Genomic DNA, 17,722 nt, shown 5'->3' on the forward strand with positions numbered 1-17,722 from the left:
AAGCTGATTTAGGGGCGGGTTATCCTGTGAATTAATTATCCCCACAGCCCCATTAATCAACCCGTCCCGACTGACCTGATGAATCTAAATAAATATTCCCAAACCATTGTGAACCCTGGCGGCTGTATCAGGGGTGCGATTAAGTAAATGCCCACCCAGCACCAAACTGGTAGAACTGCCACCATCCAAATTTATAGCATCGATCGCCCCTAATTGCTGCATCAATTTTGCCATTTCTGTTAAACTAGGTCCCGCCCCATTCACCCGGTTATGAACAGTCACCATAAGCACTTCTCCCGTCGCTGTCACACCCACAGCGCTGCGGATAGCCAACTGTTGACCAAACCAATAATTAAACCCTTCCGCCTCTGCATTAACCACAATATTGCGATTTTGCACCAACAGAGGTCCGCCACCCATAATATGAGGAAAATCTATAAACTCAGAGGGAGTAGTTGTCGCCGTAATTGTTAACCGAGAACCGACCCCAAAAGCACTAACAGCACTCCGAAAAGAACGGAAAACCAGCAGATAACCATTAGTGGGGATAGCTGTGGGAGTTTGATCATCAGGTAGTTCAATTTGTCGAGTTACTTGGTCTCCCGAAACTACCACCACAATTTCATTAAGAGTTAGAGGGAAATAACTGGCTCCCCATTCGGAAGTATAACGAGCAATTCCCGCCTTCACATATCCAGTATTTAGCAGGTCTACCTCAAAGCGTTGTCCCGTAGAAATTACCAGAGTTTCTACTAACTTTAATCGCCCCATTCTCACTCTTCCATTATTATCCCAAGCCATAGCACCCCGATTAAGTATTGGCCCAGAAAACCACTTATTATCCTTACGAATAACCCCCAAAGGTAATAAGTTATTACGGTTAAAATATCCGCCATTAATCCCCCCCAAACTTGACCAAGTTTTGGTAATAGCTAAGAAAGAGTTAGTCCCCCGCATCTGATTGGTTTCGGTCCATATCGGGGCGATTGACAACCCCGACCGAGGAGTTATCGTTAACCAGACTGCCGGAAATTTATCCCCTTCTAAAGTTAAATATTGCTGTCGCGATCGCAGTCCTGGATAAACCAAAATACTCTGTTCCACTAAAGCATCTCGCCGCAGTTCAATTACCAATCTATCGCGATTATGAAGGGTTTGGGTGCGGACTCTATACCCATCAGGTAAAGTTCCCTTAATCACGGTTTGAGTGGCTGAAATGCGAACGACAATGGGTGATGGTTTCTCAGAACTGCCGCTAGTTTCCCCCTCATTTTGTTGTTCTTGATTACCAGATTTAGGGGGTGTGGTTGCCGTTTCCGGAAACCGATTGGCTAGAGATTCAGCAGCGATCGCATCTAACACCACTTCCCATTCTCGACTTTGTTCGTAAAGTTCCCAAGGGGTAGCTTGACTTAGTTGTATCTCAATCCGGCAAATACCATCGTTTTCATTAACCGTAATATTGTCAACTTTGCTAGGTACAGAGAATATGCGTAAAGTTTGGTTATCAATAACCATTTCCCAATTCCCTACCGGGGCGATATCGTCCAAATTCAGATAGCGATATTCCCGATCTAGTTGAGTTTTCAGGCGGTAAGATTTGCTAATAGTTGAAAACCACTTAACAGGCTGAACGTTAACATCATCAGTATTCAGTAACTCCATACCTAAAGCCAATATCGCCCCTTTGTTGCTAACTCCCGTATAAGTGCAAATTCCCGAACTCCACTGACCCCAAGCCGCGCGCCAAGTCCGACCATTTACTGATAGGTGAGTCCCCCGCCGAATTACTCCGGGGTTAGCAAGTTCCACAATATACGGGGAAGCTACTATAGGGCTTTGGTTCAGAAATACTCGCGCCTGGTAAATGCAAGCCGCCACTTCTCCCCTCGTGGCGGGACGGTTAGGCTTCAAAATATCAATGGTAGGCGCGTTTACTACTAAGCGGTTTCGGGTGGCTGTGGCGATCGCCTGTTGGGCGTAGTTGGGAATATTACCCCCATCCTTATATATAGCAGTTAAAGACACAGATGCTCCCGCCTGCATCTGTAAGCCAGACACTAAAGCCAGTAAAACGTGCAACCGGGAAATGTTCTCCCCAGGAAGAAACCGACCATCAGGAAAACCACTGATAAATCTGGATCTAAACGTATTGCGGATCGCTTCAGCCGCCCAAAAATCGGCCGGAACATCTGCAAAGGGTGTATACTCCCGTTGGGGTACTAGGGAAAAGGCCGCTTGGACAATGGAGGCAAATTCAGCCCTGGTCATCGTTTGGTCGGGGCGGAAGGTTCTATCTTTAAACCCACTCACAACCCCTTGGCGTTGCAGACCTTGGATAAACGGATAAGCCCAGTGTTGGCTGATATCGGTAAATGAGGCGACTGTGTTGTTCATAAAATATTGCGATCGCAAAGGTGAAACCTTAACCCCATATTTTAATTCCTTCACCACTCCCACTCCCAAAAAAAAACGCCCACACTCATAAAGTGTGATGGGCGCTTGAATCAGGGTGCATCTACTATGATATGTAGTATAACCCCTGATGGGTGAAACCCTACACTAGCTTAACAAAACTTTACAATTGCCAATTTCTCCTATACCATCAATTATTGATTTTTTATTCAACGCCGCGTCGCCGCCTTTTTGCCCTAACCCCTTGACAAATTTCTGGCGATCGCCTATCATTGTCTCGTTTATTCACCATGGCTATACGCTTGATTTTTTATTCAACGCCGCGTCGCCGCCTTTTTGCCCCAACCCCCTTGACAAATTTCTGGCGATCGCCTATCATGATATCGTTTATTCACCATGGCTATACGCTTGATTTTTTATTCAACACAGTCCCATCAAGAAACCAAACTTCTCCGATTAACCCTGGGGTAACGCTGGCTTTATCAATGGTAGTTGGTCGGGTAGAAAATTATGAATTTTTACTTGTGAAAATTATCTGCTGTCCCTTCCTGCCAAGGTGTGCAGCCGTAGACTTGTCGTTTAAATTTCATCGGTTATAATGGTAGTAGAGGTAAATAAAATCTATAATCAACAGAGGTAAAGACCATGTTACAAACTCTTCATAAAACCCCAGTTAAAATCCCTCAACAGTCCCGGACTTTCAACGAGATTAGACCAGAACGCAGTCACACTAAAGCTCTCACCGAAAAAGGCAAACTCGTTGGCCATTGGCGCACTGATGACCAAGGAAAACTCTATTGTCAGTGGTTTCGGGAATGAGTGTTTCTGATTAGAGGGGGATTAACAAGTAATTTCAGGAGATTTCCGGAAATATTCTTCCAGTTATGGTAGTAATTAGGGGTCGAGAGAGATGTCACCATCTCCCCCTCCCATTCAAAACCGTACTTGAGACTTTCACCTCATACGGCTCTAGTGGTGCTTCCACATCCAGATAATTGGCATAGACACGAAAAACTTCCTGATGTGACGCACGCGCAGACTGGTTATGGTCGAAAGAGAAGTCACCTTCCCCAACTCCAATTCCAAATCGTGCTTGCGAGTTTCCCAGCACACGGCTCCTGATGTAGATACCCTATTTTTCAGTAGGAACAGGGCTACGACCCCCCGCTTTGTAACCTCAACTTTAGGAGCTATATACAACCTCGTAGTCTTTAAACTCGCACTCGTCATCAAACTCTTAATTGTCGCGGTCTCTATATCCACACCGTGGCTAGTGGGCATATCCTAACCATTACAGTTAGGCATTAGCTTTCAGCCACATCCTTTCCCCTTAAAGGTATACGCTTACACTTTTCACTACTCCACAGGTACATCCTGCCGAGAGCCTAAAAGGGGTTTAAACGTTCCGTTTATACGGGCATTCCATCTTTAGACTTGTCCTGTCCACCGGGGTAATTTCAAAGGTCTGTGTAGGTAGTAAAGAGAAACCCCTACTTTTCCCCTTGCTCTTTTGAGCGCAGCGTGTCAACCTGTTTCGCTACCTCTTTATGACGGTGGTTCAAGTCGGAACATTCAGATTTCCTTAGTCATGGATGGTTGGCAGTGGTCGCATCTGGTAGTAGGTTCTACTTCACGCCTTCCATTCCCCGCTTCAATCTGACGGGTTATGATTCCTAAAACTGGGGGTGGCTACCGCCGTTACTCTCAACTTCGCGCTATAATAGGAGGCTCACAACTTCCTCCGTTCTAACGTTCTGTCTTGACCCAGAGTTCCCTGCCTTGCTTAGATTTCTCCAAGCGTCGGGACATATAAACAGTTATGGGATGGTCAGGGAAGCGACTCCCTATATTCCACCAAGGGGTGGAAGTCCCACCGGGCAGTTATTTCGGGTATTGCCACCCTATGCGCGTGCCTGAACGTTTCGCACCTCCATTGTTAAAGATACAGCATTGACGTTATCTAACGCCGTTTTATCATCATGACAGTGGCGGTGTAATAGCTGAAGGTTGTTGTATTCATCCTTTCCACCGAGGTTTCGAGGTACAATGTGGTCTACTTCAACTAAGTCATATGGGGTCAAATATTGCCCGCACCAGGTACACTTGCCTTTTTGCTTTTTGAGTAGTTTTGCTACCCTATTTGGCGTTCCGATTGCTTGTCCTTTTCTGTTTGACCAGTAAGTCCAATTTCCGTCGTATGGTGTTGCTTCAGGTTTGATCAGGGTGTGTCTGACAATTGGAGTCCAGTTATGTTTCCATAACTGAAGTCCATCTTTAGTTCTAAATAACCAGGTTTCATGTCTTTCTTTCCCATTACTGAGTATGACCGTTCCCGGTCTCAAATAATTCCTCAGTTTTTCGATGTTTGCCTTTCCGCATCTTGATACTTTCCATGCCCTTAACATTTGCCAAATTATGTCATCTAGCTTGCTGAATGTCTCGGATGAAACTACTCCTGAGTAGTAATTTTCCCACCCCCGAATAATCGGGTTTAGCCTGCTAATCAGGGCAGACTGGGGTGCGGTCTTATGCTGTTTTATCACACCCTTAATCACTTCTGTATGGGCTTGAACTGCTTTCTTACTGGGTTTTATGTGGGTTTTGTGACCGATTAATCGGCTCGCTGTCCCACCTGTTTTTCCCGATTTATATTTTCCTACAGGGTATTGCCTGATATTAAATCCTAATAAATCAAAACCTGCTTCTTCTGTTCTGCCCTCGTATTGTATGGGGTTAAGTGTATGACACACTCTAGTCTTTTCAGGTTTAATTTCCAATCCTACAGGTTTTAACCATTCGGAAATAGCATTTTTACACGGTTCAATGATATCGAGTGAAGGTGATATTACTACGAAATCATCGGCGTATCTTACTAACGAGGCTTGCACTCTATTAGCTTTCTTGGGATACATTGTTTCAATTAACCTAACCATTCCCAACAGTGCAATGTTGGCGAGTATTGGACTTATAGCAAAAGACAGAGTAGTTAGGACGTATAATAGCAAGGATATCTACAGAAGACCCAAAAGGCCAGCCCCCTACAGTTACGACCTTAGACAAAAAGTTATCAATGCAATTGAACTATACGGTATGTCCAAAACCAAAGCCAGTCAATTTTTCCATCTCAGCCGGAACACTATCAATCTCTGGCTCCAAAGAAAAGAACACACCGGAGACTTCCTCCCTAAACCTAATCGCCCACCTGGTCATAACCACCAAATTACCGACTGGCACAAATTCAAGGCTTTTGCCCAAGAGCATGGCGATCAAACCTCCGCTCAGATGGCTCAACTTTGGGATGACGACATCTCTCCTCGCACCATATCCAGAGCCTTGAAGAAAATTGGCTTCACCAGAAAAAAAACTTACGGCTACCAAGAACGTGATGAGCAACAGCGAGAGGAGTTTATTGCTCATATTGAAAAGATGGAGCCGGAAGGGTTAGTTTACCTCGATGAAGCTGCCATGAATAGTCAAGACTCGGATTATCCTTATGGTTACTGCGAGGAAGGACAACGCTTCCATGCCCTCAAATCAGGGAAGAGGCAGGGCAGGGTGAGCTATATGGCGGCATGGTGTCATCAACAACTCTTAGCTCTCTTTACCTTTGAGGGTTGTTGTAATCGGACAGTGTTTGAGTTGTGGTTGGAGTTTATCTTAATTCCAACATTGAAGCCAGGTCAGACTCTAGTATTGGACAATGCAACGTTTCATAAAGGGGGGCGGATTGCTGAACTGGTGGAGGCAGCTCAATGCCGTTTACTCTATCTTCCGCCTTATTCGCCAGACCTCAACAAGATAGAGAAATGTTGGTCGTGGTTGAAAGCCCGCATTCGCCATTGTATTGAGCAGTTTGATTCTCTCCATGATGCCATGGATTCTGTTCTCAAGGCTGCGTCCTAACCGTATTGACTAGTGCTATATCACCCTGGTAGGGTGCGTCAGAGGGATAACATATCGGGTTAACGGCCAATTTGGTTCATCTGACGCACCACCCATATCGTAGTCAAGAAACCGGGTTTCTCAGGGAAAACGGTGGGGCGGGTTTACCAAAACCTGGGTGGGGAATTGATAATTGACGGCAAAACCCGCCCCTACAATGAATAATTAATAATTAATAATTAATAATTATCACCCTGGTAGGGTGCGTCAGAGGGATAACATATCGGGTTAACGGCCAATTTGGTTCATCTGACGCACCACCCATATCGTAGTCAAGAAACCGGGTTTCTCAGGGGAAACGGTGGGGCGGGTTTATCAAAACCTGGGTGGGGAATTGATAATTGACGGCAAAACCCGCCCCTACAATGAATAATTAATAATTAATAATTAATAATTATCACCCTGGTAGGTGTGCGTCAGAGGGATAACATATCGGGTTAACGGCAATTTGGTTCATCTGACGCACCACCCATATCGTAGTCAAGAAACCGGGTTTCTCAGGGGAAACGGTGGGGCGGGTTTATCAAAACCTGGGTGGGGAATTGATAATTGACGGCAAAACCCGCCCCTACAATGAATAATTAATAATTAATAATTAATAATTATCACCCTGGTAGGGTGCGTCAGAGGGATAACATATCGGGTTAACGGCCAATTTGGTTCATCTGACGCACCACCCATATCGTAGTCAAGAAACCGGGTTTCTCAGGGGAAACGGTGGGGCGGGTTTACCAAAACCTGGGTGGGGAATTGATAATTGACGGCAAAACCCGCCCCTACAATGAATAATTAATAATTAATAATTAATAATTATCACCCTGGTAGGGTGCGTCAGAGGGATAACATATCGGGTTAACGGCCAATTTGGTTCATCTGACGCACCACCCATATCGTAGTCAAGAAACCGGGTTTCTCAGGGGAAACGGTGGGGCGGGTTTATCAAAACCTGGGTGGGGAATTGATAATTGACGGCAAAACCCGCCCCTACAATGAATAATTAATAATTAATAATTAATAATTATCACCCTGGTAGGGTGCGTCAGAGGGATAACATATCGGGTTAACGGCCAATTTGGTTCATCTGACGCACCACCCATATCGTAGTCAAGAAACCGGGTTTCTCAGGGGAAACGGTGGGGCGGGTTTATCAAAACCTGGGTGGGGAATTGATAATTGACGGCAAAACCCGCCCCTACAATGAATAATTAATAATTAATAATTAATAATTATCACCCTGGTAGGGTGCGTCAGAGGGATAACATATCGGGTTAACGGCCAATTTGGTTCATCTGACGCACCACCCATATCGTAGTCAAGAAACCGGGTTTCTCAGGGGAAAACGGTGGGGCGGGTTTACCAAAACCTGGGTGGGGAATTGATAATTGACGGCAAAACCCGCCCCTACAATGAATAATTAATAATTAATAATTAATAATTATCACCCTGGTAGGGTGCGTCAGAGGGATAACATATCGGGTTAACGGCCAATTTGGTTCATCTGACGCACCACCCATATCGTAGTCAAGAAACCGGGTTTCTCAGGGGAAACGGTGGGGCGGGTTTACCAAAACCTGGGTGGGGAATTGATAATTGACGGCAAAACCCGCCCCTACAATGAATAATTAATAATTAATAATTAATAATTATCACCCTGGTAGGGTGCGTCAGAGGGATAACATATCGGGTTAACGGCCAATTTGGTTCATCTGACGCACCACCCATATCGTAGTCAAGAAACCGGGTTTCTCAGGGAAAACGGTGGGGCGGGTTTACCAAAACCTGGGTGGGGAATTGATAATTGACGGCAAAACCCGCCCCTACAATGAATAATTAATAATTAATAATTAATAATTATCACCCTGGTAGGGTGCGTCAGAGGGATAACATATCGGGTTAACGGCCAATTTGGTTCATCTGACGCACCACCCATATCGTGGTCAAGAAACCGGGTTTCTCAGGGGAAATGGTGGGGCGGGTTTATCAAAACCTGGGTGGGGAATTGATAATTGACGGCAAAACCCGCCCCTACAATGAATAATTAATAATTAATAATTAATAATTATCACCCTGGTAGGGTGCGTCAGAGGGATAACATATCGGGTTAACGGCCAATTTGGTTCATCTGACGCACCACCCATATCGTGGTCAAGAAACCGGGTTTCTCAGGGGAAATGGTGGGGCGGGTTTATCAAAACCTGGGTGGGGAATTGATAATTGACGGCAAAACCCGCCCCTACAATGAATAATTAATAATTAATAATTAATAATTATCACCCTGGTAGGGTGCGTCAGAGGGATAACATATCGGGTTAACGGCCAATTTGGTTCATCTGACGCACCACCCATATCGTGGTCAAGAAACCGGGTTTCTCAGGGGAAACGGTGGGGCGGGTTTATCAAAACCTGGGTGGGGAATTGATAATTGACGGCAAAACCCGCCCCTACAATGAATAATTAATAATTAATAATTAATAATTATCACCCTGGTAGGGTGCGTCAGAGGGATAACATATCGGGTTAACGGCCAATTTGGTTCATCTGACGCACCACCCATATCGTAGTCAAGAAACCGGGTTTCTCAGGGGAAACGGTGGGGCGGGTTTATCAAAACCTGGGTGGGGAATTGATAATTGACGGCAAAACCCGCCCCTACAATGAATAATTAATAATTAATAATTAATAATTATCACCCTGGTAGGGTGCGTCAGAGGGATAACATATCGGGTTAACGGCCAATTTGGTTCATCTGACGCACCACCCATATCGTAGTCAAGAAACCGGGTTTCTCAGGGGAAACGGTGGGGCGGGTTTACCAAAACCTGGGTGGGGAATTGATAATTGACGGCAAAACCCGCCGCTACAATTAATAATTATCCATTATCAATTTAGCAAAGGAAAGCGCATCTAAGCGATCGCCTTTTAGAGAGTATAAGCGCACGAAATCATTAACCCAGTCTAGGATAGTTTGAGTGGTGAATTGGAAAGGAGAATATTTGAGAGACCGTTGGAGATGTTCAACCGCTGCGGCTGTGTCCCCGGTGGTGTAGGCGTGCCATGCTTGCCACGTTTGCGATCGATAGCGAAGCCTGTGGCTGAGGTTTTGTACCCCTTTTATCACCTCCTCACACTGGGCAAATTCATCGCTTATGGGGGCTGATATAGCCGGATGAAGGATGTTTATGGTTTCCCTAAGCATCCGTTCTTCCCGAAATAGTTGTTCGGCTCTCAGTTTACTCGCCTGTCCCATAGCTTGTCGGAGTTGAGGATTAACGGCCCATTCTTCGAGAGTGTGGGCGAGTTCCCGCGCCGTAGCTGCTGGGTCAACATTCGGGTTAGGTAACAGTTTCCCGGTTCCGCCTAAACCTTCAGGAATGCCACCGGCGGCGGAAGCGACAATAGGTAAACCCTTAGCCATAGCTTCCATAATGGCGAAGGAGGGGGCGGCTTCTGAATAGGAGGTTAACACAAAGATGTCACAGGCATCTAGCCAGTCGGGAACATCCCAGCGTTGACCTAGGAAAATCACCTTTTCGGCTACCCCTAGCTGTTGTGCCATTTCCCTAAGTTCGGGTTCTACATCACGATCGCTACCTTTTCCGGTTCCCGCCCATACCAGATATAGTTTTGACCAAATCGGGGAATTTTTCAAGTGGGCGATCGCTTCTAGTTGATGACGGTGACCTTTAATTGGGGCGAGTCGGGCTGAAGTAAAGCACATTACTGCATCTTCGGGAAGGCTAATTTCCTGGCGCAACCGTTTTCGCGCTTCTGGGTCGGGGGGGTTAAAGTATTTTGGCGATCGGCCATAATAAACCACATTGCCTTTATTTTCAGGTAATTTAAAATCCTGATGGAGAATGTTTAAATGTTCCCGCGCCGCCACATTTACCACCCGCGCCAAACCATATTGATAGCGCACAGCTTCTCGATATGGGATATCATCACCCATGGAAAAATCGGCGTGTTCACTCATGGCTAAACCTAGGGCGATCGCATAGGGAATTTTTTGTTCAATAGCCACCTGTTTAGCCGCAAAATGGGAATAGGGCCAGCCATCACTAAAGATAATAAAATCCGGCTTCAGTTGAGAATACAATTTTTCGTAATCTTGGCAATTTCTCAACACTCTAGCCAAATCTGAACTCGTACTGTAATCTAGCCAAAACTGTTGCACTCCCAAACTCCCCTCTTGTTCCACCAAAGGGCTAGTATGTTTTGGTCTAACTGCTGTGACTTGATAACCAATTTTAGCCAATTCACACATAATTAGATGATCATATTGTGCCAGTCCGCCAATACCCGGATCATCTGTATTGATTAAAACAATGTGTTGATTCATTAAAGCCGATTTCGATAAATTTAACTGTGATTTTTGTCGGCATCTTGAACCGCCGATAAATAATGTATAAATATCTTGCCATTCTGGGCTCTTAATGAGTTGCTCAATTAACAACTTTTCTCCATACTCTTGTGAGATATTATGAGAGGCATTTGTCCAGTGTAGTAAAGTCTCCATCGGAGAAACATCACTATATTCTAAGGACTTCTGTAAACATTCTACCATCAATTGAGGGTAGCCATCTCGATACATTCTCCATGCTAACCATATCCAGCGCTCATAGCGTTCTTTTCTTTCCAGTTGACGGATAGATATGGGTAATTCCGGGCGGCGGAAAAACTCATTCATTAAGGCTTCCGTATGGCGGATGACTTTTTCCCCTCCAGACATCAAACTACAATCATGTTGGCGGTAGCAGGCGTGCATTTTTTTCAGCCAAACGGTGCGACACCCTATTAAAGATAACCGCAGGACAAAATCTAGGTCTTCTGTGAGGGGACGGCGATGATCAAATCCTCCCACTTTTTCCCACCATTCACGCCGCATAATTAAGGCGCTAGGACGGACACATTTATATAAAACCCAGGTTTCTAAGTTCAAGAATGGTGCATTTTCCCAGGGTCTAACTTGGGCTAGGAATTGAGAATTTTGGTCAACCACTATCCAGCCACTTTGGATTAAATCAATGGAGGGATTTTCCTGGAAGTGGCTAACTTGTTCGGCGAGTTTTTCGGGCAAAAAAAAGTCATCCCCATCTAAAAAAGCGAGAAATTCTCCCCGCGCCAAACTACAACCATAATTTCTGGCTTTGGCAACCCCCTGGTTGGGTTGATAGTGATAGGAAATTACGTCTAAATAGGGTTCGATAACCTGCCGGGTGTTGTCGGTGGAACCGTCATCAATTACGATAACTTCATAGTCTGTATAGGTTTGTTCCAGGGCGCTTCTGACACACAGTTCAATATAGCGATCGCAATTATAAGCGGGAATAATTACACTAACTTTAGGGGTGGTTTTGGGGAGGGTTTCTAAGAGGAGTTGTTGCCATTCTGGTTGTTGTCTAAAGCTGTGGGTATCCATTAATTCACCGTAGCCAGTACAATAACCCATAAAGCGATGTATCCAGTCAGAAACGGTGATAGGAAGGGTGTAGGGGCTATAGGAAAGCGATCGCCTTAGAAATTCTGCCATTTTGGTCGGATGACCAGTATAATAAAATCGCCAAGCCATCCAGGTTAATGATTCATAACGGGTCTGCCTCTCTAGTTGGCGGATAGAGTCGTCCAGGTCTGGTTGTTGGAAAAAGTTTTCATGGACGGCATTAAAAGCCTCTAACTGTTTGGTAGGATCGGCAATAGACATGGCGCGATCGTGTTGGCGATAACCCACGGTCATCTGTTTTAACCAGGTAGCCTCACATCCCATTTTGGCTAGTCGCAGCACAAAGTCTACGTCGTCCGCACCGTCAAACCGCGAGTCAAAGCCTCCCGCCTTTTCCCACCACTCTCGCCGGAACATCATCGCACTGGGTAAAATGGGAGTATCAGTCAACCAGGTTTCTAGGGTGAGAGTTGGGACTTTATGCCAGGGTTCAATATTTGATTGGGGTGTACCGTCGGCACTAATAATTTGCCAACCACTGTTGACCAGTCCTACCCCAGGGTGAGAGTCGAAGCAGGCGACCTGGGCTGGCAATTTGTCCGGGAGGAAAATATCATCATGGTCTAATAGGGCGATTAATTCTCCCTTAGCGGCTGCTATACCGAGATTTCTGGCTGCTGCTATGCCACCATTAGTTTGGGATATACTGTAAATACGTGATCCGTAGGATTGGAGAATTTCTGGGGTGCTGTCGGTAGAGCCGTCATCGACTACAATAATTTCATAGTCCTGATAACTCTGGCTGAAAATGCTATTGATGGCTTCGGCAATGTAGCGATCGGCATTGTAAGCGGGAATGATGACACTGACTCTGGGTTGGCGAGTAGTTGCTGACATGATTGGTCCTTGATCAAAAAAACAGAAGTTGATAGTCTCTAAGGGATTGGGGTATTGCTAGACTCAGATGAACTTAATCTCAGTATCGCCAAAATGGAGGAAATAATAGCATGGGCAAAAGAACATACATTAAAGACAAAAAATTGCTCAATACTACCCTGAAAAAGGATATTAAGTGGACTCCTACTAAAATCATTCTTGCGGCTTTGGGATTTCTGATTCCTTATGGGGGTTTTGTCTATTATAGTACATCAATTTCTCTGATTTTTACCGGGTTATTGATAGCTGGGCCAGTTATGGCTGGGGCCTTTTATGGTTTCATATATTTTGTGAACCGGGATCTATTCTAAGTGCCTCATCATTTAGGTGTTGAGAGTTGATGGTGGTGGGTGAGGATGGCCCATACAACGGTATAAAGTTGGTCGAGTTTGGTTAAGTAATTAGTTATTTTTGAAGATGAGTTGATGTCTGTACCTAACCCGGAAGCGGAGGCTTTGAGTTTACACGAAAAGGCAGAAAACTATTTAGCCGAGGGAAAGCTGGAGAAGGCGATCGCTTTTTACCAAAAGGCGATCCAGCTAAACCCTCGTTTCTCCTGGTCTCACCATAAATTAGGGGATGCTTTCTCTCAACTGGAAAGGTGGGATGATGCTAGGTCGGCTTACCAAAAGGCGATCGCTGTTAATTCCGGCTTTTTTTGGTCTTATAATAATTTAGGAAATACTCTGATTAAACAGGGTCATTGGTCGGCAGCTATTGAAGTATATCAAAAAGCAATTTCTCTTGATACTAATTTTCCCTGGTGTTATTATAATTTAGGTAATGCTTACAGTTATATCGGTGAATGGGAAAAGTCTATTGATGCCTATTTAACAGCTTGTCAACTTGATGATAATTTACCAGACCTTGATGAAAAGTTGGGTGATGCTTTGGCGGGATACTGTCAGGGAAATCTTGATAATATCATCGAACACTTAACTATTTTGCCATCCTTTCTGGATATCACAATTTATCAAAAATTAGCCGACAATTTAGCCAGAAAATATTATTGGTTAGCAGCCATTATATTATATCAAAAAGTGTTGGCTATTGAGCCAAAAAATCCAGAGATTTTACCCAAACTTAATCAGGCTTGGGAACGCCAACGGGAACTTGAACATCAGTTAAATATCCACAATCAGATTGTTAAACAGCATCCTGATAGTTATGATGCTTATTATCGCTTAGGCAATGCTTTATTTAAAGTGGGGAAATGGCATCAGGCTATTGAGGCTTATTTACGGTCTATGGAATTAAATCCGAATTTACCTCCTTGGTTATATAAGGATTTGTGGACATTGATTAAAGCCGAAGGACGCTTAGGGGAAGTGGTGGATTTATATCAAAAAGCCATTGTTAAAAATCCCAAATCCTGCGAATTATATATTAATTTAGGAGAAGTTTTTGCCCAACAAGGCAACCTAAAAGCAGCGATAAATTGTAACCTTCAAGCCACAGCTATTAAGTTTAAACAGGAGTTAACCAACCCTCAATTGCCCCCTCAATTTATCATTATTGGTACTCAAAAAGGGGGGACTACTTCCCTATATTATTATCTTGAAAAACATCCACAAACTGCTTTATCTGTCATCAAAGAAATTGAGTTTTGGTCTCGGAAGTTTGACCGAGGTATAGACTGGTATTTGAGCCATTTTTGTACTATACCTAAAGCCGATAGGGTGATGACTGGGGAAGCGACACCTAGTTATTTGGACTGTCAGTCTGTAGCGGAACGTCTGTTTAACTGTTATCCTGACATGAAATTAATTGTAATGCTAAGAAATCCCATAGATAGGGCGATTTCTCATTACTATCATTGGGTTAATATTGGTTGGGAATCGCGAGATTTATCAACAGTGATCGCCTCAGAAATAAACCGATTTAAACAGGGTAATCGTCAGATTTGGGACTGTCCCCATAGTTATTTGGCACGTGGTATATATGTGGAATTTTTGAAACATTGGTTATCTATCTTCCCCAAAGATAATTTTCTGATTCTCAAAAGCGAGGATTTATATAATAGTCCAGACAATACTTTAAGGAGAGTACATCAGTTTTTGGGTTTAGCCGATTATTCATTACAAACATATCCCAAATACAACTCTCGATTTTATCCTGATGTGGCTGAAATATGGCGCTATAAGTTGGGAGAATTTTACCAACCTTACAATCAAGCTTTAGAGGATTTTGTGGGTGTAAAATTTGGCTGGAATAGCGGTTAATGGCTGAGTTTTAATCAATGTAAATAATTGGCAAGATTAGTATATAATTAGGGTGAGTATAGGGGTGAGTGAATAATATGGAGCGTGATTTTCAACTTCCGGGGGAATTAGTGAGTCTTCATCAACAGGCGATCGCCTATTTAGAAGAAGGGAAATTTGATGAGGCGATCGCTAACTGTCAACAAGTTATCCAACAGCAGCCCGAATGGGTTATGGCTTATAAAACTTTGGGGTTGGCTTTACAAAAAAGTAACCGCCTAGAAGCAGCAGAAAACGCCTATAAAAAAGCTATCAATCTCGACTCTGATTTCGTGGCTGCTTATGGAAATCTTGGCAGTCTTTACGCGCAACAGGGAAGGTGGGAAGAAGCGGAAGCAACGTTAAAGCAAGCCATCAGTATTGACCCTAATTTTCGGGGATTATATCGCAATTTAGCCAGAGTTTTAACCAAGATAGGACGACCGGAAGAAGCTCAAAGCTATTGGCAAAAGGGACTGAAATTAGATGCAATTTTAAAACAGCGAGGACAAGAGGAATTACAGATAGGAAATACCTTAGCTGAAGCCGGGAAATGGTCAGAGGCGGTGTCAGCATTTCAAAAGGCGATCGCTTACCATCCTCAGTTATTTTTAGCGCACCATAAATTGGGGTTAGGTCTGATGCAATTAAATCAGCCAGCCGAGGCGGTGTCGGCTTTTGAGAAGGCGATCGCTATCCAACCAGATTTTAGTTGGTCTCATCACCATTTAGGAGAGGCTTTTCAGGTGTTAAATAAACCGGCTTTGGCGGTAGAGGCATTTCGGAAGGCGATCGCTATCAACCCAGATTTTTGTTGGTCTTATTATCAATTAGCCAAAGCTGCCACCCAACTCCAGCAGTGGGAAGATGTAGCATATGCTTACCAAAAAGCCATTCAATTAAAGTCAGACTTTCTGGAGTTTTATTTAGGCTTATCTAAGGCATTATTTGAGTTAAAACGCTGGCAAGATTTGGTGAAATTATACCCCTCCATTTTATCACAACAGCCTGATTTGATCAAAAACTATTATTCCCTGGCAGAAACTTTAGTTGAGCAGGAATGTTGGGATGCTGCTTTAGTGATTTACGAGGCCATCATTGAACAAAACCCAAGTTTTTTAGAATCTCCTAATAATAGAGTTAATTGGGGTAAAATTTTAGTCAGCCAAAAACGTTATGAACAGGCGATATCTCAGTATCAAATTCTAGTTAATCAAAATCCTAATTGCGAATATTTTTATGGATTACTAGCAGATGCTTATTATCAAAATAAAGACTGGTTAACCGCCTTAGAAAATTATCAAAAAGCGATATCTATAAATAGTAATCAGGACTGGTTTTATTGCTGCTTGGGGAATTGCTTACACCAATTAGGTAATTTTGACCAAGCAATTGAGGCTTATAGAAAGGCTATTACCATCAAAAATTATCCTTGGTATTATGAAGAAATTATTAATGTATTGATGTCTCAGGAAAAGTGGGAAGATGCGCTGGAATTCTGTTTTGAGTCACTTAAAAATGACCCCAACTATTATCAATTTTACGACAAAATAAAGACAAACTTACTACACTTAGGAAGACATCAAGATGCTCAAAGATGCAATCATTTACAATTACCTCATGATCTGCTTTCTAAATTCTGTAATTTACCAAGTCCAGACAAGTGGTTAGTCAATAGTAGAAGTTGTAGCAATGTTCAAACTATCGAGATATATCCATCGACTTCCGTGAATTTTAAACAGCCAACTACAGTTTCCAAGAGTTCTTTGGGTTTCACAAGTCATCGAACCCAGCAACCATCCGGATCAGTGAAAATTTTTCCACAAGCTAGAGGCTTAAATACTGGTCCGTTAAATTTGTTAAACACAATAATAACAGCCAATAATCAGGTTGTTCAAGATTTATCTTCCGACAACTCAGGAATTGCTTTAGCTGCTCATAATTTACCAGAGACCATACACTTAGAAGGAAATATTGCTTTTGTATCTGCTCATTATGGACACAACTACTTTCATTGGATGGTCGAGGTAATACCTAGGTTACATCTGGTTTTAGCCAGCGGAGTACCCGTTGATAAAATTGTGGTTAATAAGTTTGGTCACAAATATGAGGATGAAACTTTAGCTATGTTTGACATTCCCGAACATCAAAAAATGTTTGGCTGTTTTCGTCACGTTCAAGCTGAGGTTTTGATAGTCCCATCTCGCACCTTTTTTATACCAAAATGGGCTGGTTATTTTGTCAAAAATTTAGTTTTAAAACATCCATTACTGGAAGAGGATAATCGATGCAATTACTCTAGTAAAATTTATATTAGTAGAGCTAATGCTTATATTCGCAAAGTTATCAATGAACAGGAGTTAATGGATATCCTAAAACCATTAGGTTTTGAAGTGGTCTATCTTGAAAATATGTCGGTGAAACAACAAGCATTGTGTTTACATCATGCGGAAGTTGTAATTTCTCCTCATGGTGCTGGGTTAACTAACTTAGTTTTCTGTGAACCTGGAACTAAAGTAATTGAGTTATTTCCTCCCGCAGACTGGACCGTTACATGTTACTGGACTATGAGCGAAATTTGTGAATTAGATTATTATTACTTAGTGGGCGAATTTAATCCAGAATTACCCAAGGAAATAGGTAATGAGATCGATAGAAATCAAAATTTTTATATAGATATAAACAGTTTATTAAAAACTATGGAAATTGCTGATATAATTTAATTAGTTGTTTGAGTGAAAAAATTGCC

The 17,722-nt window shown here is 43.2% G+C and carries 9 protein-coding genes and 1 pseudogene; 7 read left to right on the top strand and 3 right to left on the bottom strand.

Annotated features, from left to right (window positions below; translation table 11 throughout):
- Positions 1 to 84: 84 nt before the first annotated feature.
- A complete protein-coding gene (locus HFV01_RS19770) occupies positions 85 to 2,451 on the bottom strand; it encodes a phosphodiester glycosidase family protein (RefSeq protein WP_318285830.1) in 2,367 nt (788 codons plus the stop codon).
- A 133-nt stretch (positions 2,452 to 2,584) separates the two neighbouring features.
- Here HFV01_RS19770 and HFV01_RS19775 point away from each other — a divergent pair, with 133 nt between their 5' ends.
- The 3 genes from HFV01_RS19775 (at position 2,585) to HFV01_RS19785 (ending at position 4,075) form a co-directional block, all read left to right on the top strand.
- On the top strand, positions 2,585 to 2,827 hold the full coding sequence (locus HFV01_RS19775) for a hypothetical protein (protein ID WP_150105288.1): 243 nt from the start codon (positions 2,585 to 2,587) through the stop codon (positions 2,825 to 2,827).
- Positions 2,828 to 3,060: 233 nt separating this feature from the next.
- Positions 3,061 to 3,234: a hypothetical protein gene (locus HFV01_RS19780; protein WP_006620936.1), complete on the top strand. Its 174-nt coding sequence runs from the start codon at positions 3,061 to 3,063 to the stop codon at positions 3,232 to 3,234.
- Between the two features lie 691 nt (positions 3,235 to 3,925).
- Positions 3,926 to 4,075, top strand: coding sequence for a hypothetical protein (locus HFV01_RS19785; RefSeq protein WP_155839076.1), 150 nt, complete (start codon positions 3,926 to 3,928; stop codon positions 4,073 to 4,075).
- A gap of 241 nt (positions 4,076 to 4,316) precedes the next feature.
- Here the strand turns inward: HFV01_RS19785 and HFV01_RS19790 are convergent.
- A pseudogene (locus tag HFV01_RS19790) lies at positions 4,317 to 5,384 on the bottom strand (group II intron reverse transcriptase); the annotation flags it as partial.
- 40 nt (positions 5,385 to 5,424) lie between these two features.
- On the opposite strand from HFV01_RS19790, the gene HFV01_RS19795 reads away from it, so the two are divergent.
- Positions 5,425 to 6,318 (top strand): IS630 family transposase, encoded by an 894-nt coding sequence (locus tag HFV01_RS19795; RefSeq protein WP_035759775.1) that lies wholly within the window; start codon positions 5,425 to 5,427, stop codon positions 6,316 to 6,318.
- Between the two features lie 2,902 nt (positions 6,319 to 9,220).
- Here the strand turns inward: HFV01_RS19795 and HFV01_RS19800 are convergent.
- Complete coding sequence (locus HFV01_RS19800) at positions 9,221 to 12,694, bottom strand: glycosyltransferase (RefSeq protein WP_193520324.1); 3,474 nt, start codon at positions 12,692 to 12,694, stop codon at positions 9,221 to 9,223.
- A gap of 110 nt (positions 12,695 to 12,804) precedes the next feature.
- On the opposite strand from HFV01_RS19800, the gene HFV01_RS19805 reads away from it, so the two are divergent.
- The 3 genes from HFV01_RS19805 (at position 12,805) to HFV01_RS19815 (ending at position 17,696) form a co-directional block, all read left to right on the top strand.
- Entirely contained in the window at positions 12,805 to 13,044 is a 240-nt protein-coding gene (locus HFV01_RS19805; protein ID WP_006620941.1) for a hypothetical protein, read from the top strand.
- Between the two features lie 114 nt (positions 13,045 to 13,158).
- Positions 13,159 to 14,955 (top strand): tetratricopeptide repeat protein, encoded by a 1,797-nt coding sequence (locus HFV01_RS19810; RefSeq protein WP_193520325.1) that lies wholly within the window; start codon positions 13,159 to 13,161, stop codon positions 14,953 to 14,955.
- 77 nt (positions 14,956 to 15,032) lie between these two features.
- Entirely contained in the window at positions 15,033 to 17,696 is a 2,664-nt protein-coding gene (locus HFV01_RS19815; RefSeq protein WP_193520326.1) for a tetratricopeptide repeat protein, read from the top strand.
- Positions 17,697 to 17,722: the final 26 nt, after the last annotated feature.

Source organism: Limnospira fusiformis SAG 85.79, assembly GCF_012516315.1.
Classification (GTDB): Bacteria; Cyanobacteriota; Cyanobacteriia; order Cyanobacteriales; family Microcoleaceae; genus Limnospira; species Limnospira fusiformis.